The organism is Streptomyces sp. H51 (assembly GCF_035656535.1).
Lineage (GTDB): Bacteria > Actinomycetota > Actinomycetes > Streptomycetales > Streptomycetaceae > Streptomyces.
On record NZ_JAYMHD010000021.1, the window covers coordinates 135140 to 152978 of the forward strand.

14 protein-coding genes and 1 tRNA gene are annotated in these 17839 nt (G+C 73.3%); 4 read left to right on the plus strand and 11 right to left on the minus strand.

What is annotated here, in order from left to right:
- Window positions 1-132 precede the first annotated feature (132 nt).
- Window positions 133-399 (plus strand): 30S ribosomal protein S20, encoded by a 267-nt coding sequence (rpsT, locus tag VKA29_RS06985; protein WP_086168781.1) that lies wholly within the window; start codon window positions 133-135, stop codon window positions 397-399.
- Window positions 400-705: 306 nt separating this feature from the next.
- On the opposite strand, the gene holA is transcribed toward rpsT, so the two are convergent.
- The 7 genes from holA to leuS all read right to left on the minus strand — a co-directional run bounded on the left by holA (window position 706) and on the right by leuS (window position 10956).
- Window positions 706-1689 carry a DNA polymerase III subunit delta gene (gene holA / locus VKA29_RS06990; RefSeq protein ID WP_324784327.1) on the minus strand — a complete coding sequence of 328 codons (984 nt, stop codon included), beginning with the start codon at window positions 1687-1689 and terminating at the stop codon, window positions 706-708.
- A gap of 278 nt (window positions 1690-1967) precedes the next feature.
- On the minus strand, window positions 1968-2213 hold the full coding sequence (locus VKA29_RS06995; protein WP_324784328.1) for a hypothetical protein: 246 nt from the start codon (window positions 2211-2213) through the stop codon (window positions 1968-1970).
- A gap of 90 nt (window positions 2214-2303) precedes the next feature.
- Window positions 2304-4913 (minus strand): ComEC/Rec2 family competence protein, encoded by a 2610-nt coding sequence (locus VKA29_RS07000; RefSeq protein ID WP_324784329.1) that lies wholly within the window; start codon window positions 4911-4913, stop codon window positions 2304-2306.
- Entirely contained in the window at window positions 4910-6034 is a 1125-nt protein-coding gene (locus VKA29_RS07005; protein ID WP_324784330.1) for a ComEA family DNA-binding protein, read from the minus strand. The genes VKA29_RS07000 and VKA29_RS07005 overlap by 4 nt, the downstream gene beginning before the upstream one ends.
- Before the next feature lie 143 nt (window positions 6035-6177).
- Window positions 6178-7023 carry a DegV family protein gene (locus VKA29_RS07010; RefSeq protein WP_324784331.1) on the minus strand — a complete coding sequence of 282 codons (846 nt, stop codon included), beginning with the start codon at window positions 7021-7023 and terminating at the stop codon, window positions 6178-6180.
- A 72-nt stretch (window positions 7024-7095) separates the two neighbouring features.
- A complete protein-coding gene (locus VKA29_RS07015; protein WP_324784332.1) occupies window positions 7096-7836 on the minus strand; it encodes a hypothetical protein in 741 nt (246 codons plus the stop codon).
- 231 nt (window positions 7837-8067) lie between these two features.
- Window positions 8068-10956 (minus strand): leucine--tRNA ligase, encoded by a 2889-nt coding sequence (leuS, locus tag VKA29_RS07020; protein ID WP_324784333.1) that lies wholly within the window; start codon window positions 10954-10956, stop codon window positions 8068-8070.
- Window positions 10957-11396: 440 nt separating this feature from the next.
- Between leuS and VKA29_RS07025 the strand changes: the two genes are divergently transcribed.
- A complete protein-coding gene (locus tag VKA29_RS07025; RefSeq protein WP_324784334.1) occupies window positions 11397-12803 on the plus strand; it encodes a cytochrome b/b6 domain-containing protein in 1407 nt (468 codons plus the stop codon).
- Window positions 12800-14413: an NADH-ubiquinone oxidoreductase-F iron-sulfur binding region domain-containing protein gene (locus VKA29_RS07030; RefSeq protein ID WP_324784335.1), complete on the plus strand. Its 1614-nt coding sequence runs from the start codon at window positions 12800-12802 to the stop codon at window positions 14411-14413. Before VKA29_RS07025 ends, VKA29_RS07030 begins: the two co-directional genes overlap by 4 nt.
- Window positions 14414-14559: 146 nt before the next feature.
- Here the strand turns inward: VKA29_RS07030 and VKA29_RS07035 are convergent.
- The 4 genes from VKA29_RS07035 to VKA29_RS07050 all read right to left on the minus strand — a co-directional run bounded on the left by VKA29_RS07035 (window position 14560) and on the right by VKA29_RS07050 (window position 16579).
- A tRNA-Ala gene (locus tag VKA29_RS07035) sits at window positions 14560-14632 on the minus strand.
- A gap of 108 nt (window positions 14633-14740) precedes the next feature.
- Complete coding sequence (locus VKA29_RS07040) at window positions 14741-14974, minus strand: hypothetical protein (protein WP_003976229.1); 234 nt, start codon at window positions 14972-14974, stop codon at window positions 14741-14743.
- Between the two features lie 3 nt (window positions 14975-14977).
- Complete coding sequence (locus tag VKA29_RS07045; RefSeq protein ID WP_107057459.1) at window positions 14978-15151, minus strand: hypothetical protein; 174 nt, start codon at window positions 15149-15151, stop codon at window positions 14978-14980.
- A 69-nt stretch (window positions 15152-15220) separates the two neighbouring features.
- On the minus strand, window positions 15221-16579 hold the full coding sequence (locus tag VKA29_RS07050; RefSeq protein WP_324784339.1) for an MFS transporter: 1359 nt from the start codon (window positions 16577-16579) through the stop codon (window positions 15221-15223).
- 237 nt (window positions 16580-16816) lie between these two features.
- Between VKA29_RS07050 and VKA29_RS07055 the strand changes: the two genes are divergently transcribed.
- Window positions 16817-17725, plus strand: a complete 909-nt coding sequence (locus VKA29_RS07055; protein WP_324784336.1) for a helix-turn-helix transcriptional regulator — start codon at window positions 16817-16819, stop codon at window positions 17723-17725.
- The last annotated feature ends 114 nt before the right edge of the window (window positions 17726-17839 follow it).

The following is a 17839-nucleotide window of genomic DNA, read 5'->3' on the forward strand; positions in this document are numbered from 1 at the left end:
TTTGGGCCACTCGGGCGGCCGCTGGTAGCCTGGGTGGCTGTGTCTCATGCCCTCTCAGCGCGAGGCACTCTCAAGAAATCACCTGGCACGGGACCCCTGCGGCCCCGTGCCTGAACCTGAAAAGGCTCATTCGTGGCGAACATCAAGTCCCAGATCAAGCGGATCAAGACCAACGAGAAGGCCCGGCTGCGCAACAAGGCCGTCAAGTCCTCCCTGAAGACCGCGATCCGCAAGGCCCGCGAGGCCGCTGCCGCGGGTGACGTCGAGAAGGCCACCGAGTACCAGCGCGCTGCCGCGCGTCAGCTCGACAAGGCCGTCTCGAAGGGCGTCATCCACAAGAACCAGGCCGCCAACAAGAAGTCGGCGCTGGCTGCCAAGGTCGCGTCCCTCAAGGGCTGACACCAACTCTTGATCTGACCGCCGGAGGGAATCGAGCGGGCCCTCTCTCATCCGCTCCCGTCCGGCATCCCGAGTCCGTACGCGGCCTGCGTTCGCCACGCGGGTACGGACTCACCGGCTTCACCGAAGGCCCCGGCTCCTCTCCCCTTCCCCAGGGGCGGGGAGGCGGGGCCTTCGTTCGTCCCGGAGACTCCGGGTCGGACCCGGAGACGTCGGCTCGGAGACGTCGGCTCGGACCCGGAGACGTCGGCTCGGAGACGTCGGCTCGGACCCGGAGAGCTCCGGCTCGGAGGCGGGCCCGGGCTCCTACCGTCGGCTGCGCGCGGCGCGGGCGATGGTGACCACCGCCTTCTCCAGGGCGTACCCGGGGTCGTCCCCGCCGCCCTTGACCCCGGCGTCGGCGTCGGCGACCGCGCGCAGGGCGACCGCGACCCCGTCCGGGGTCCAGCCCCGCATCTGCTGGCGCACCCGGTCGATCTTCCACGGCGGCATGCCCAGCTCCCGCGCCAGATCGGCGGGCCGTCCCCCGCGCGCGGAGGACAGCTTGCCGATCGCCCGCACGCCCTGCGCGAGGGCGCTGGTGATCATCACCGGCGCGACGCCCGTCGCCAGCGCCCAGCGCAGCGCCTCCAGGGCCTCGGCCGCCCGCCCTTCCACGGCGCGGTCGGCGACCGTGAAGCTCGACGCCTCGGCCCGCCCGGTGTAGTAACGACCGACGACCGCCTCGTCGATGGTCCCCTCGACGTCGGCGACCAGTTGGGAGACCGCGGACGCCAGCTCCCGCAGGTCGCTTCCGATCGCGTCGACGAGCGCCTGGCACGCCTCGGGGGTGGCGGACCGCCCGGTCGCCCGGAACTCCCCCCGCACGAAGGCCAGCCGGTCGGCCGGCTTCGTCATCTTCGGGCACGCCACCTCCCGCGCGCCCGCCTTGCGGGCCGCGTCGAGCAGGGCCTTGCCCTTGGCACCGCCCGCGTGCAGCAGCACGAGGGTGATCTCCTCGGCGGGCGCTCCGAGGTACCCCTTCACGTCCTTGACCGTGTCGGCGGACAGGTCCTGCGCGTTGCGCACGACCACGACCTTGCGCTCGGCGAAGAGCGAGGGGCTGGTCAGCTCGGCGAGCGTGCCGGGCTGCAGCTGGTCCGAGGTGAGGTCCCGTACGTCCGTGTCGGCGTCGGCGGCCCGGGCGGCGGCCACCACCTCCTGCACGGCACGGTCGAGCAGCAGGTCCTCCTGGCCCACGGCAAGGGTCACCGGGGCGAGAGGGTCGTCGTTCGCAGTCTTCCTGGCCATCGCGACAAGCATGGCACGCGGCACCGACATCGAGGGCCGGGCACCGCACCGCTGCCCGCCCGGCCCCGCTGCCCGTGTCGAACCCAGGGCCCGTGTCGAACCCAGGGCCCGTGTCCGCTCCGCGGCCCACCTGGGCCCCAGAGCCCACATCGGCCCCGCGGCCCACGTCGTGGCAGCGGCCCGTGTCGTCGCCGTGGCACGTGTCGTCGCCGTGGCCCGTGTCGTCGCCGTGGCACGTGTCGTCGCCGTGGCCCGTGTCCGCCCCACGGCCCGGCGGCCTACGGCTCCTCGCGCCAGCCGTCCCACTCCCCGGCGAACGCGTCCAGCTCGGCCGCGTCCAGCCGCGACTCCGCGTCCCGCAGCACGACGAGCCACTGCGCGTCCTCGGCGTCGTCCTCGCCGGCCAGGGCGTCGCGCACCAGTTCCGGCTCCTCGTCGGTTTCGAACCGCTCCCCCAGCGCCCGGGCCGCCTCCTGCGCGGCGTCGCGGTCGGGCAGCACCAGCACATGTCTCACGTCGCTCACGAGCCCATTCTCCGCCACCCCGCCCGGCGCACGGTCGGCACTCAGCACTCGGCACTCGGCACTCGCCGCAGGGGCGAGAGCGACATGCCGTCAGTCTCCCGCGACGCGCAGCCCCGTGCCGGTCCCGGCCACCGCGAGCGCCCCGTCCCGGTCCGTCCGTACCACCACCGCGCCCCCGGCCCGCAGCGCCGCCACCGTGCCGGGCGCCGGATGCCCGTACGGGTTGTCCGCGCCGCAGGAGATGAGCGCCAGCCGCGGCGCCACCCGGCGTATCAGCTCCGGGTCCTGGTACGCCGAACCGTGATGCGCGACCTTCAGCACGTCCACCCCTTCCAGCAGGGCACCCTCCGGCGCCCTCGACAAGGCCTGCTGCGCCGGGGGTTCGAGGTCCCCGAGCAGCAGCAGACGCAGCCCCGCCGAACGGACCAGCAGGGTGACACTGGCGTCGTTCGGCCCGTCCGGGTCGGGTGTGGGGCCGGCCGGGGGCCACAGCACCTGCCAGGACAGCGGGCCCGTGCGCCGCCGCTCCCCGGCGACCGCGCGGCTCAGCGGGATATGCCCGGCGTCCGCCTCCTTCCGCACGAACTCCACCTGATCGGCGGGCTGTTCAAAGCCGGTCGTCTCGATCCCGCCCACCGACCGGCCCCGCAGCACGCCCGGCAGCCCGGCGACGTGGTCGGCGTGAAAGTGGGTCAGCACCACCAACGGGATCCTCGTGATGCCGAGCGTGCGCAGGCAGCGGTCGACGAGCGTGGGGTCGGGCCCGGCGTCCACGACGACACCGCTGCCCGCCCCCGCCGCGAGCACCATCGCGTCCCCCTGCCCCACGTCGCACATCACCAGCCGCCATCCCGGCGGCGGCCAGCCCGTGATCACCCTGGCCAACGGCGGCGGCTGCACCACCAGCAGGGCGAGCAGCACTCCCAGTGCCCCGCACCACCACGGATGCCGCAGCAGCCGCCGACCGAGGACCAGGACGACCAGCGTGACCAGGCCGAGCAGCGCCGCACCGCCCCAGGTCCCCGGCCAGTCCACTCCCCCGCCGGGCAGCGCGGCCCCCGTACGGGCCACGCCCGCGATCCACCCGGCCGGCCAACTCGCGCACCACGCGAGCGCCTTGGCGACGGGCAACGCCACGGGTGCCACCGCCAGCGCGGCGAACCCCAGCACCGTGGCCGGTGCCACCGCGAGCTCCGCGATCAGGTTGCACGGCACCGCCACCACACTCACGCGCGCCGACAGCACGGCGACGACCGGTGCGCACAGGGCCTGCGCGGCGCCCGCCGCGGCCAGCGCCTCCGCCGCTCTCGGCGGGAGGCCGCGCCGCCGCAGCGCCTCGCTCCAGCGCGGCGCGAGGGTGAGCAGGGCGCCGGTGGCCAGCACGGAGAGCAGGAAGCCGTAACTGCGGGCCAGCCACGGGTCGTACAGCACCAGCAGCAGAACGGCCGTCGCCAGCGCGGGGATCAGGGATCTGCGGCGGCCGGTCGCCAGCGCGAGCAGCGCGACCGCTCCGCAGGCCGCCGCCCGCAGCACGCTCGGGTCCGGCCGGCACACGACGACGAATCCGAGTGTGAGCGCCCCGCCGAGCAGCGCGGTCGTCCGCAGGGGGATGCCGAGGCGGGGCGCGAGCCCGCGCCGTTCCGCCAGCCTCGCCAGGCCGGGCGGCCCGACGAGCAGGGCGAGGATGATCGTGAGGTTGCTCCCGGACACGGCGAGCATGTGTGCCAGGTCGGTCTCCTTGAACGCCTCGTCGAGTTCCGGGGTGATCCGCGAGGTGTCCCCGACGACCAGTCCCGGCAGCAGCGCCCGGGCGTCCGCAGGCAGCGCGTCGGTCGCCTCGCGCAGTCCGGCGCGCAGCCGCCCGGCGAACCGCTGCGCCCGCGACGGTTCCCCCACGACGTCCGGCACGGCCTGTCCCCGTACCCGCAGCACGCCCGCGACTCTGCCGCCGCCCGCCAGCGGGGGCACCACCCGTGCCGTGACACGGACGCGGGTGGAGGGCAGCAGGCCCAGCCACGGCGACGCGCGAGCGGTGTCGGCCGCGCCCGCGGCGGCGGCTCCCCTGTTTCCCGCCCGGACACCTTCCGTCCGGACGTCGACGATCAGCAGCACCGGTGTCCGTGTCGACACCGCCGTCCCGTCCGCCTCGGTCACCCGCCGCACGTCGGCGTCGATCAGCACGGCGGCCGGAGCGGCACGGTCCCCCGTGATCCGGGGCCGGGTGAGCCGCGGATCGGAGGCGACCTCGACCTCGGCGGTCACCGTGGCGTACTGCCGCGCGAGCGCGGGCACCGGCCCGCGCCGCAGATCGGCGCCGTGCAACCCGGCCGAGACGGCGGCCGCGGCGGCACAGAGCAGAACGGCGGCGAGCGAGACGCGCGGCCAGGCACCACGCGAGGTCCGGGCACGCGCTCGGACGGCTTTCCGCGTCGGCAGCAACAGACCGGCCCCCACGAGGCAGACGGCCACCACACCGAAGACCCACTCCCACCGGGCGTCCAGCGTCAGCGCGGCCGTGCCCCAGACCGCGACCGCGGGCGGTACGAGCCGCAGGTCCGCGGGCCCTTCCTGGCGCGGGTGGGCGTCCCCGAGCCGTCGTCCGGAACCGGCGTGAACGGCCGGACGGGACACCGGGTGCCGGCTGCCGCCCACCCCGGCTCCGGAAGCGTGCCCGGGCGGGATGTCGGGGGCGGGGCTCATGGCCGTACGAGGGTGCGCAGATCGGCGAAGCGGCGGTCGCCGATGCCGTTGACCTCGCGCAGTTCGTCGACCGAGCGGAAGCCGCCGTGCTGGGTGCGGTAGTCGACGATGTGCCGGGCCAGCACCGGTCCCACGCCCGGCAGGGCGTCGAGCTGGTCCGCCGTGGCCGTGTTGAGGGACACCGGCGCACCAGCCACCCCCGCCTCCGCCGGACCGCCGCCGGGCACCGGCGCGGGGACCGGGCCGCCGACGACGACCTGCTCGCCGTCCACCAGGAAGCGGGCCTGGTTGAGCCCTTCGGTCCTCGTGCCCGGGCGTACCCCGCCCGCCGCCCGCAGGGCGTCCACCACTCGCGCACCGGCGGGCAGGCGGTGGATTCCCGGGTCGCGCACCTTGCCGCTGACGTCCACCACGATCTCGGCGCCGGCCGATCCCCGGGCACTCGGCACCGCCCCCGCCGGGCCGCCGGACGCGCGGGCGCCCGAGGTGGCCCGTCCCCCGGCGGCGGCCACCGCCCGCACCACCTCGGGCGCCCGCACGGACTGCGTGCGACCGGCCCAGAAGTGCTGGGCGGCGAACACGACCGTGAGGACCAGCAGCGCCGCGAGGGCGATCACGCTCCGCCGCTCCAGCCCGCACCGCGTCTGCACCCACAGCGGCATCCGCTCCCGCAGCGCCGCCCCGGCCGACCCCCGCCAGTCCCCGCGCGCATCCACCGCATCCACCGCGCTCCCGGTGTCCGCATCCGCGTCCGCCGCCGCCTTCGCCCCCCTCTCCCTCTCCGTCTCCGTCTCCGTCTCCGTCTCAGCGGAAGCGACCGGTGTCGGCGGGCCCTCCCCCGTGGCCTCTGATGGCGGGTCCGCAGGCGCCTCACCGCTCCTCCGGCCGTCCCCTCCCCACCACCGCCCGCCCGGCGGTCCGGTCCCCGACTCCTCCGCCGCGCCGACGCGTTCGGGGAAGAGCGCCCCGGCACGCCGGCGGAGTTCGTCCGCCGAGGCGCGCCGGTGGCGGGCGGCGCCGAGTCCGGGCGCGCGGCGATGGCGGACCCGGCCGTCGGAGGCAGGGACCCGCCCCGGGCCACTGGTCGCGGTCGCTGTGCGTGAACGTGATCGAAGTGCCATGCGTCGAGGATCGGGCACCTCGCCCACCGCGCGATGATCTTGCCCGGAATCCGTGGACTACTGCCCGGTTGTGGACAACTCGGCCACCCACGTGGGTGAAAGGGTGCGGCAGCGGCGTCGGCGGAGGCGGTGACGTGGCCCGATCACCGGGGCGAGACCACGGCCCCCAGCAGCCCGGGCCCCGTATGGGCCCCGATCACCGCTCCGACCTCGCTCACATGCAGGTCGGCCAGGCCGGGCACCCGGGCCCGAAGCCGGTCCGCCAGGGCCTCCGCCCGGTCGTGCGCGGCGAGGTGGTGGACGGCGATGTCGACCTCGGCGCCGCCGGCGCGGTCGGTCACGATCTCCTCCAGGCGGGCGATCGCCCTCGACGCCGTCCGCACCTTCTCCAGCGGCTCGATACGGCCGTCCCGCAGCTGAAGCAGTGGTTTCACGGCGAGCGCGGAGCCGAGCAGGGCTCGGGCGGCGCCGATCCGTCCGCCGCGGCGCAGATAGTCGAGGGTGTCGACGTAGAAGAAGGCGGACGTGCCCGAGGCCCGCTTCTCCGCGGCCGTGACCGCCTCGTCCACCGTGCCGCCCCCCTCCGCGGTCCTCGCCGCGGCGAGCGCGCAGAAGCCCAGCGCCATCGCGATCATGCCGGTGTCCACCACCCGCACCGGGACCGGCGCCTCGCGCGCCGCGAGGACGGCCGCGTCGTAGGTGCCGGACAGTTCGGCGGACAGGTGGAGGGAGACGATGCCGGTCACCCCGGACTCGGCGACCTTCCGGTAGGTCTCGGCGAAGAGCTGCGGGCTGGGCCTGGAGGTGGTGACGGGGCGTCGCTTCTGCAGAGCCTGGGCCAGGGAGCGGGTGGAGATCTCCGTGCCCTCCTCCAGCGCCCGGTCGCCGAGGACCACCGTCAGGGGGACCGCTGTGATGCCGTGGCGCTCCATCGTCCGCGGCGGCAGGTAGGCCGTTGAATCGGTGACGATCGCGACATGGCGGGACATGAGCTGGAGGTTACCTGGCGGGCTGCCCGGGCGGCAGCTCGACCCTTTTCACCTGGGGATACCTTGACCGGATCACGTCGTCGTCTCCGGGCGGGCCTTCTTCTGCCAGGGGTGGACAGGAGGCCGTACCGGAGGGTTGATGGCGGGCCGGGCCGGCTCCTGGGCCTGGCCCGGGGCGGTCGGCTCCGGAGAGGTCTGCGGGGCCGTCGGGCCGTCGGCGGCCGGGGTCCGGGGCCGCGAGGCGGGAGCGGAGGCGGGGGTGTCTTCCGGTTCGGTCCAGTGGCGCAGGGCGCCCGCCTCGACGTCGATCTGCGTGCTCAGCGCGTCCAGTTCGTCGTCGGCGAAGCGGCGGGCCCGGTCGCGGGCCGCCCAACGCAGCGAGTCCGCCGAGCCGATGACGCGTTCGACGCGTTCGCGCAGGGCGGGAAGTCGCTCGACGAGCCGCCGGCGGTCCGGCTCGGACTCCAGGCGCCTGAGTTCGCCGTCCAGTTCGTGCCCGTACGCGCTGAGACGCTCGAAGAGGCCCAGGGACTCCTTGAGTGACGCGTCCTCGGGCAGGCCCGCGTTCAGCGCGTCCTGGGTGGCGCGCATCGACGTCCGCAGCTTCAGCCGGAGTTGGGCCAGCTCGCCGGCCGGACCGGGCTGGGCGAAGGATTTGGCCCGCAGCGTGTGGTCCTCGACCGTGCGCCGGGCCTGGGTGAGGGTGCGGTCCACGCCCCGCTTGGCGGCGCCGACCGCTTTCACCGTGGCGTAGGCGCCGAGCACCACCAAGAGCACGAAAAGCAGGGCGAAGACTGCGATCACTGCTTCCACTGCGCTCCTCCTCCGGCGTCACGGCGCGCACCGCGCCGCTCCTCCACGGTAAACGCAACGGGCAGGTTCGGAGTTCCGGAGAAACCCCGAACCTGCCCGTAGGGGACCACCCGGATGAGGCGGTCGGCCGATCACCAGGCAAAGATCACCCGAGAAACATCACGCGAGGAAGATCACCCGAGAGACATCACGCGGGGGACGATCACGCGAGGAAGATCACCCGGGTGACGATCACGCGGGAACGATGTTCACCAACTTCGGCGCCCGCACGATGACCTTGCGGATCCCGGCGCCGTCCAGCGCCGCCACCACCTTGTCGTCGGCCAGCGCGACCTTCTCCAGCTCCTCCTCGGAGATGGCCGGCGAGACCTCCAGCCGCGCCTTGACCTTGCCCTTGATCTGCACCACGCAGGTCACCGTCTCGTCGACGACGTACGCCGGGTCGGCCACCGGGAAGTCCTGGTGGACGACGGAGTCGGTGTGGCCCAGGCGGCGCCACAGCTCCTCGGCGATGTGCGGGGCCAGCGGGGCGACCATCAGCACCAGCGGCTCGGCGACCGAGCGGGGCACCGGGGTGCCGGCCTTGGTCAGGTGGTTGTTCAGCTCGGTGACCTTGGCGATGGCGGTGTTGAAGCGCAGGCCCTCCAGGTCCTGGCGCACGCCGTCGATCGACTTGTGCAGGGCGCGCAGCGTCTCCTCGTCGGCCTCGGCGTCGACGACCGTCGTCTCGCCGGTGGCCTCGTCGACGATGTTGCGCCACAGCCGCTGCAGCAGCCGGAACTGGCCGACCACCGCGCGCGTGTCCCACGGCCGGGAGACGTCCAGCGGGCCCATCGCCATCTCGTACAGGCGCAGCGTGTCGGCGCCGTACTCGGCGCAGATCTCGTCCGGGGTGACCGCGTTCTTCAGGGACTTGCCCATCTTGCCCAGCAGCCGGGAGACCTTCTCGCCCTGGTAGTAGTAGGCGCCGTCGCGCTCCTCCACCTCGGCCGCGGGCACCGCGATGCCGCGGCTGTCGCGGTAGACGTAGGCCTGGATCATGCCCTGGTTGAACAGCTTGTGGAACGGCTCGGCGGAGGAGACGTGCCCCAGGTCGTACAGCACCTTGGACCAGAAGCGGGCGTACAGCAGGTGCAGCACGGCGTGCTCGGCGCCGCCGACGTACAGGTCGACGCCGCCGAGCGGCTGCCCGTCCCGCGGGCCCATCCAGTACCGCTCGATCTCGGGGTCGACCAGCTGGTGCTCGTTGTGCGGGTCCAGGTAGCGCAGCTCGTACCAGCAGGAGCCGGCCCAGTTGGGCATGGTGTTGGTCTCGCGGCGGTACTCGCGCGGGCCGCGCCCGTCGCCCAGGTCCAGGGTGACGTGGACCCATTCGTCGTTGCGCGAGAGCGGGGTCTCGGGCTGGGTGTCGGCGTCGTCCGGGTCGAAGGTGCGCGGGCTGTAGTCCTCGACCTCGGGCAGCTCCAGCGGCAGCATCGACTCGGGCAGCGCGTGGGCGACACCGTCCTCGTCGTAGACGATGGGGAAGGGCTCGCCCCAGTAGCGCTGGCGGCTGAACAGCCAGTCGCGCAGCCGGAAGTTGACGGTGCCCTCGCCGATGCCGCGGCGCTCCAGCCACTCGGTGACGCGGGCCTTGGCGTCGGCGACGCCCAGGCCGTCCAGGGAGATCTCGTCGTTGGACGAGTTGATGATCTTCGCGTCGTAGGAGGCGAAGGCGTCCTCCCAGGTCGAGGTGTCGGTGCCGCGGCCGTCGGTCGGCTCGACGATGCAGTGGACCGGCAGCTCGAAGGCGCGCGCGAACTCGAAGTCGCGCTGGTCGCCCGCGGGCACGGCCATGATCGCGCCGGTGCCGTAGCCCATCAGGACGTAGTCGGCGATGAAGACGGGGATCCGCTCGCCGTTGACCGGGTTGGTCGCGTACGCGCCGATGAAGACGCCGGTCTTGTCCTTGGCCTCGGCCTGCCGCTCCACGTCCGACTTGGAGGCGGCCTGCGCGCGGTAGGCGGCGACGGCGTCGGCGGGCGTGGCGTGACCGCCCGTCCACACCTGGTGGGTGCCCTCGGGCCAGGCCTCCGGGGTGAACTTCTCCACCAGCGGGTGCTCGGGCGCCAGGACCATGTAGGTCGCGCCGAACAGGGTGTCGGGGCGGGTGGTGAAGACGGTGATCCGCTCGCCGTCGATGGGGAAGTCGACGCGGGCGCCCTCGGAGCGGCCGATCCAGTTGCGCTGCTGCAGCTTGATGGCCTCGGGCCAGTCCAGCTCCTCCAGGTCGTCCAGCAGTCGGTCGGCGTACGCGGTGATCCGCATGTTCCACTGGCGCAGCTTGGCCTTGAAGACGGGGAAGTTGCCGCGCTCGGAGCGGCCGTCGGCGGTGACCTCCTCGTTGGCCAGCACGGTGCCCAGGCCGGGGCACCAGTTGACCGGCGCGTCGGAGGCGTAGGCCAGCCGGAACTCGCCCAGGACGTCGGCGCGCTCGGCGGCGCTCAGTTCGTGCCAGGCGCGCGTGTGGCCGGGCACGGTGCGCTCACCGGTCTCGAACTGGGCGATCAGCTCGGAGATCGGGCGGGCCTTGTCCGCCTCGTCGTCGTACCAGGAGTTGTAGATCTGCAGGAAGATCCACTGGGTCCACTTGTAGTAGTCCGGGTCGATCGTGGCGAACGACCGGCGCTTGTCGTGGCCCAGGCCCAGCCGGCGCAGCTGGGCCTTCATGTTCTCGATGTTGGCCTCGGTGGACACGCGCGGGTGGGTGCCGGTCTGCACGGCGTACTGCTCGGCGGGCAGGCCGAAGGCGTCGAAGCCGAGGGTGTGCAGGACGTTGTGGCCGGTCATCCGCTGGAAGCGGGCGAAGACGTCGGTGGCGATGTACCCCAGCGGGTGGCCGACGTGCAGGCCGGCGCCGGACGGGTACGGGAACATGTCCATGATGAACTTCTTGGGCCGGGCGACGACCTCGGGGTCGCCCGCCAGGTCGCCCTCGGGGTTCGGCGCCGCGTACGTGCCCTCGACGTCCCAGAAGTCCTGCCAGCGTGCCTCGATCTCCGCGGCCATGACGGCCGTGTAGCGGTGCGGCGCCACCTCCGCCGGCGTCGCAGCGGTGGCAGCGGGGTTCGTCTCGCTCATGATCCTCAAAGCTCCATCGGTCGTCTCTGCCGGCGGCTGTGCTTCCCCAGGAAACGAAAAATCCCCTCGCACAGGAGGGGACGCCGCGCCGATGCCGACCATCCGATTCACCCGGTGGTCGGGACTGATCAGCGCGGCTCGCTAAGCAGAAGGCGTACGGCACGCATGGCGTTAGGGTACCGCAGCCCTTGAGCAGACCGCGAAGCGCATCCGTATGCCTCCTTGGCCCCCGGTGCCGCCCGGCGCCGGGGGCCGAAGCCGGAGCCGGAGCCGGAGCCGGAGCCGGAGGTTACTTCGCGTAACGACAACTACAGGACATCACCGCGACCACCCACCGCCCGCACGACAACCCAATAGCCCAAACCTCCTACCCGCCGGTATGGCGCCACCTAAAGTTCGGCAGCGGGACCGCTTTCCCGAAACTGCTCGGAGTTGCCCCCATGAACCCTCGTCGTAGCAACAGCTCGCTCCCCAAACCGGGCCGGTCGGCCTACGGGGTGGCGACCGCTGTCGTACTGCTGCTCATACCGGTCGTCGTGCTGTTCGGAGGCGGCTGGCTCCAGGACTTCCTCAACTTCGGCGCGGGCGTCCTGTCCCTGGTGAGCCTCACCTGCTCGGTGATCTGGGGGCTGGTGGCCCAGGACCGGCTCGTCCTGAACATCCGCCAGCGCATCGTGGCGCAGGGCATCCACCGGGTGACCGCCGTCGCCTCCATCGCGTTCCTGCTCGTGCACATCACCATCAAGCTGGCGCTCGACCACACCCGGCTGGTCGCCGCGCTGATCCCCTTCGGTCTCGGCGTCCAGGGCAGCGCCGGACTCATCGGCCTCGGCTCGCTGGCCGGCCTGCTCATGATCTTCGTGGGGGTCACCGGCGCCCTGCGCAACCAGTTCGCCTCCCCCGCGCCGGTGGCCGCACGCTGGCGCGCGATGCACATGCTGGCCTACCCCGCCTGGTGCGCGGCCCTGGTCCACGGCCTGTTCGCGGGACGCCCGGCGAAGACGTTCTTCATGGTGTCGTACGAGCTGTGCCTGGTCGCGGTCGCCGCGGCGCTCGCCCTGCGCGCGGCTCCCCGCCCCTTCAAGCGCAGGGTCGCCGACCGGATCGCCGCCTTCCTGGGCACGGAGGAACGCGCGGGCCGCGACGAGCTGGACGCGAGCCGGGCCCGGACGGCCGAGGCGGCCTCCGCGCTGCCGGGCTACGGCAACGCGCGCGTGCCGAGGCCGTCGTCCCGCGCGGCGACGGCGGCATCCGCCTCGGCCCCCCGGTACGAGGCCCGCCAGTACGAGGCCCCCCAGTACGAGGGTTCGCGGTACGAGGGTTCGCGGTACGAGGGTGCGCGGTACGAGGCTCCGCACTACGAGGCCCCGGCCTCGCGCACCATGCCCCCGGAGCCGGCGAACGGCTTCGCGGCCGCCTACCGCGCCGTCTCCACCCCGCGCGGGGCGCAGCAGCCCTTCCCGGCCGACCGGACCGCCCGCATGGACCTGTCGGCGGACACGCAGGCGACGCAGCCGACGCAGCCGACGCCGCGCGCGGACACCGGCGGCAGCACCTCGGGCAGCTGGCCGGTCCCGTCGCCGCCGCCGGTCGGCGAGGCGCCGCCGTCGGCCTACGACCCGCTCCAGGACACCGGCTACCACATCCCCGCCTACGGCAGCGCGGGCGCGGCCGCCTACCAGGGCGGTGACGTGTACGGCACCGGTGAGACGAACACCCGCTACGGCACGTACAACCCCGACGACACGTACAACAGCGGTCCCGCGGGCGAACCCGCTCCCGGCGCGTCCTTCGACGCACCGGGTCCGGGCGAACCCTGGAGCACGCCTTCCGGAGGCTATAGGTGAACGAGGCCCTGCCCGACGTCCCGGAAGTCCGCGTGGTCGGCCTTCCACAGCTCACGTCGGGCTTCGACCTTGTCGAACGGCTCGACCTGCCCATGCACCTCAAGGTGCACGGGCCGCTCGAACCCCTGGGCGGCGAGCGGCTCGCACAGCTCTCCGAGAGCATCAACCTCAAGGGGCGCGGCGGCGCGGGCTTCCCCTTCCACAGGAAGCTGCGCTCGGTCGCCGAGTCGGCGATCAAGCGCGGCGTACGGCCGGTCGTGGTCGTCAACGGAAGCGAGGACGAACCGGCCTGCCGCAAGGACACGGTGCTCATCAACCGTGCCCCGCACCTCATCCTGGACGGCGCGCTGCTGTGCGCCGAGGCGCTGGGCGCCCGCACGCTGGTGGTGGGGGTCACCCGGGAGTCCACCCAGCGCTCGATGGAGGCCGCGCTCGCCGAACGCGGGCTGAGCAACAGCCGCCGCTCGGCGCTGCGCGCGTTCGTGCAGCGCAACCCCGTGCGGATGGTCACCGGCGCCGCCGCGTCGCTGATCCGCTCCATCGACGGCGGCCCGGCGATCCCGCCCGGCCGCAAGGTCAGCGCCTCGCAGAACGGCGTCGGCGGAGCGCCCACCCTGCTGTCGAACGCCGAGACGTTCGCGCAGCTCGCCATCGCCGCCCGCATCGGCCCGGAGCGCTACGGCAACACCGGCCTGTACGACGAGCCCGGCACCGTCATGCTGACCGTCTCCGGCGCCGTCGCCCGCCCGATGGTGATCGAGGTCCCCACGGGCGTTCCGCTGCGTTACGTGCTGCAGCTGGCCGGCGCGCCGCCGGTGCCGCAGGGCGTGCTGACCGGCGGCTACCACGGCAAGTGGATCGACGCGGCCACCGTCGACGAGGCGATCGTCTCCCGCAACTCGCTGGACGCGGTGGGCGGTTCGCTGGGCGCCGGGGCGATCCTGCCGATCAGCCAGGAGACCTGCCCGCTGGGCGAGTCGCTGCGCGTGGCGCAGTGGCTGGCGGAGGAGAGCGCGGGCCAGTGCGGTCCCTGCTACCTCGGCCTGCCCGCGGCCGCGCGCGGCATGGAGGACATCATCAACGGCGGCGGCCCGGCCGCCCTGGAGGCGCTGAAGCAGGTCGCCAGGAACGTCAAGCGGCGCGGGGCGTGCTCGCACCCCGACGGCTCCGCGATGTTCCTGGAGTCGACCATCAAGGCGTTCACCGACGACCTCGCCGCGCACGTCCTCGGCAACGGCTGCGGACGGCCGGTGGAGGGCGTCCTGCCGCTGTTCGAGGGGGGCAGGGCCGCCACCGGCATCCCGGGCGGCGCGGAGCCCGAGGAGACCGGCCCGAGCCGTCAGAAGATCTACGTCGACTGGACGCTGTGCCGGGGGCACGGCCTGTGCGCGGACATCCTCCCGGAGGTGTTCGAACTCGGCGCCGACGGCTTCCCCACCGTGGCGCAGGCGCAGGTCCCGCGCTACGCGGAGGCCAAGGCGCTGCGCGCGGTGCGCCGCTGCCCCGCGCTCGCCCTGCGCATCGAGGAGGAGGCCCCGCGCGACCGGGCCCCCTCCCGCAACCTCCCGGTGCTCTCGCAGGGCCGGGGGCGGCGGGCGCTGGGCCGCTGAGGCGGGCCCGAACGGGACGGCGGGCCAACCCTGCTGGGGGTGGCCCGCCGTCCCGTCTCGGCCCTCGCACGCACCGGGAGGCGCTGAAGTGTGCTCGGACGCACCGAGGGCGGGCCATCCATCGGATGACCCGCCCTCGATCGCTGTGGAGCTAAGGAGAATTGAACTCCTGACCTCCTGCATGCCATGCAGGCGCTCTACCAACTGAGCTATAGCCCCTTGCCGGTGTCCCACCGGGTTTCCCCGGCGGCGACGCCAACATTACACGGTCGACCCCGGCCAACACCAAATCGTTTTCGTCGGCGCCACTTCGGACGCCCACCGGGGTCAGGCGGTGACGAACGAGTAGAAGCGTTTGAGGGTGCAGTGCTCCTCCAGGAGCCGGCCGTAGATCGGCTCGCCCTCGAGTTCGCGGTACGTCTCGATCGGGTCGCCTTTTATGATCAGCGCCCGCGCGCACTCCTCGCACCAGTACTGGTAGTCGGGGTTGACCGGCTCCATGTCGCGGACGATCGGCGTACCGCTGCCGCACCAGTCGCACTTCCGTCGGTGTGCACCCATCGCTCAGCTCCAGCTGTGGCCGCAGGCCGTGCACACGTAGGAGATCCCGCCGTTGTCGCCGAGGACCTGGGCGACATGCACGGAACCGCAGGAAGGGCAGCTCAGCCGGGTGACCGTGTCCCGTGTCGACGCCGCTTCGAGAAGGTGGCCGACCTCCTCGAGGATGCTCGCAGGCATCACTGCTCCCTCCCGTCGGGTCGCGCCCCCTTCCGGCCGTTTGATTCTGCCACGGCCGGACCGATACGGTCAGCGACGCCTCAGTACCAGTCCGGACACGGCACCCGCCGCGGCCGTCCCGGCCAGCGCGGACATGCACGCCAGAAGCGCCTCCGCAGAGGTATACGCCGTGAAGGCCCCGAGTGACTCAAGCCGGTTCAAGAACAGTGTGCCGAACGCGGCGACTCCGGTCAGCTGGCCGAGCTGGGTGACCGTCGCCAGCAGACCGCTGGCGTCCGCCGCGTCCTCCTGCCGCACGGTCGCCAGCGCGCGGGTCAGGGTGGGGCTGAAGCCGAGCGCGAGTCCCGCGCCGACACCGGCGGACGCGACGTACACCGCCGCGCCGCCCTGGTCGCCGCCCTCGAACAGCAGCCCCACGCCCGCCACGGACAGCGCCGTGACCACGAACCCGGCGGGGATCAGCAGGCGCTGCCAGGACGCCGGCCAGGACCGCCAGGTCAGCCCGACCAGCCCGAAGACCACCGCGGTCGGCGCGAAGGTGAGACCGGAGCGCAGGGCGCTGTGGCCAAGACCGCCCTGGACGTGCAGGGTGAGCGCGAACAGGAAGCCGCCGTTGACGGCCATCACGGCGAAGACCCGGAAGGCCGCAAGGCTCATACCGGGGTGGCGCAGCACCCGGGGCGCGATCAGCGGGGCGCCGCCGCGCCGGGCGAGCCGGGACTCGTAGCGGCAGAACGCGGCGAACAGGACGGCCGAGGCGGCCAGCGACAGCCAGGACCACAGCGGCCAGTCCTCCTCCTGGCCGAGCACCAGCGGCACCGTGAACAGCGACACGGCCGCGCCGAGCAGCAGCAGGCCCGGCAGGTCCAGCCCGCGCGCCCGCTCCGCTCCCGCGCCGCGCGGCAGGACGCGCCGGCCGACGGCGAGCAGCACGAGGCCCACCGGCACGTTGACGAGGAACACCGGCCGCCAGCCGGTGCCGAACAGGTCGGCGCTGACCAGGATCCCGCCGGCCACCTGCCCGGCGGCGGCGCCGACCGCGAGGACCGCCGAGTAGGCGCCGAGCGCCCGGGCCCGGGCCTCGCCGGTGAAGGTGCGCTGGATGAGGCTGAGCACCTGCGGGATCATCAGCGCCGAGCCGGCTCCCTGCACCAGCCGGAAGACGATCAGTTCGGTGGCTCCCTGGGCCAGCCCGCAGGCGAGCGAGGCGGCGGTGAAGAGGGCGAGCCCGGCGAGGTGCACCCGGCCGTGCCCGAGACGGTCGCCGAGCCGGGCGCCGGTGATCAGCAGGACCGAGTACGTGACGGCGTATCCGGCGATCACCAGCTGCAGGTCGGCTCCGGACGCCCGCAGGTCCGTGCCGATGCCGGGGGCGGCGACGTTCACGATGAACACGTCGAGCAGCGCCATGAACTGGGCCGCGAGCACCAGCGCGAGCACCGCCCGGGCCCGGTTGTCAGTGGCGGGGGCTTTACTGGATGCGGGACGGGGAGCCGGCCGCGTACCGGCGTCCGTCCCGGAGGTGGTCCGGGGAGTGGTCGTCATGCCACTGAGCCTGGCGACCCTCCGGTACGGGTGCCGAGAGCCCGCCGATGCTGGTACTGACAGCACCTGGCAGGCGGCGCGGCAAGCACCGACGATGGTCGTGACGAGGGGGGCGTGACGATGGGGACGGCACAGCGACGGCGGCCCGAGCTGGCCGCGTTCCTGCGCAGCAGGCGGGCCCGGGTGACACCGGCGGACGTGGGCATGCCGCCGGGGCTGCGGCGCCGCACTCCGGGGCTGCGCCGCGAGGAGGTCGCCCAGCTCTCGGGCGTGGGCGTCACCTGGTACACGTGGCTGGAGCAGGGCCGGCCGATCAACGCCTCCGGGCAGGTCCTGGACGCGGTGGCGCGCACCCTGCGGCTGGACCCGCCGGAGCGCGAGCACCTTTACCACCTGGCGGAGGTGCCGTACACGCCCGCGCCGGAGGAGCTCGCGCAGACGGTGGGACCCGAGATACAGGGCATCATCGACGCCCTGGTCCCGCGCCCGGCGGTGGTCTACAACTCGCGGTACGACATCCTGGCCGCCAACTCCGTCTACCGGGAACTGTTCTCTCCGGATCCGATACCGGCCGGCCATCCTCCCAACGCGCTGTGGAGGCTGTTCACGGCGGACGAGGAGAGCTGCCCGCTGCTGTTCCGGGAGCGGGAGCTGCCGGTGATGGTGGCGACCCTGCGCGCCGCCTACGGGCTGCACGCCGGGGAGCCGGCCTGGGAGGACTTCATACGCGACCTGTCCGCGGCGAGCCCGCTGTTCGCGGGGCTGTGGGAGACCGGCGACGTGGCACAGCCGGGGCGGCGGGTGAAGGTCTTCCGGCACGCGGACGTGGGCGAGTTGCGGATGACGTCGGTGTCGATGTCGGTCAACGGCATGCCGGAGTGCCGGATCGTCGTCTACACGCCGGACGACGAGGAGACGGCGCGGCGCACGGCGGTGCTGCTGGAGCGCAGGGAAGCTCTGTGGCCGCCCACGGCGACGGCGCGGGCACTGGTCCCCACACAGGTGCGGACGCAGGTGCGGACGCAATGAAAAGATCCCGCCCCTGAAGGGACGGGGTCTGATCGACGATCCTTGACAACTCGACAGTGTGTCGACCCGCGGAGTTGCCGATCCGTGGAGCTAAGGAGAATTGAACTCCTGACC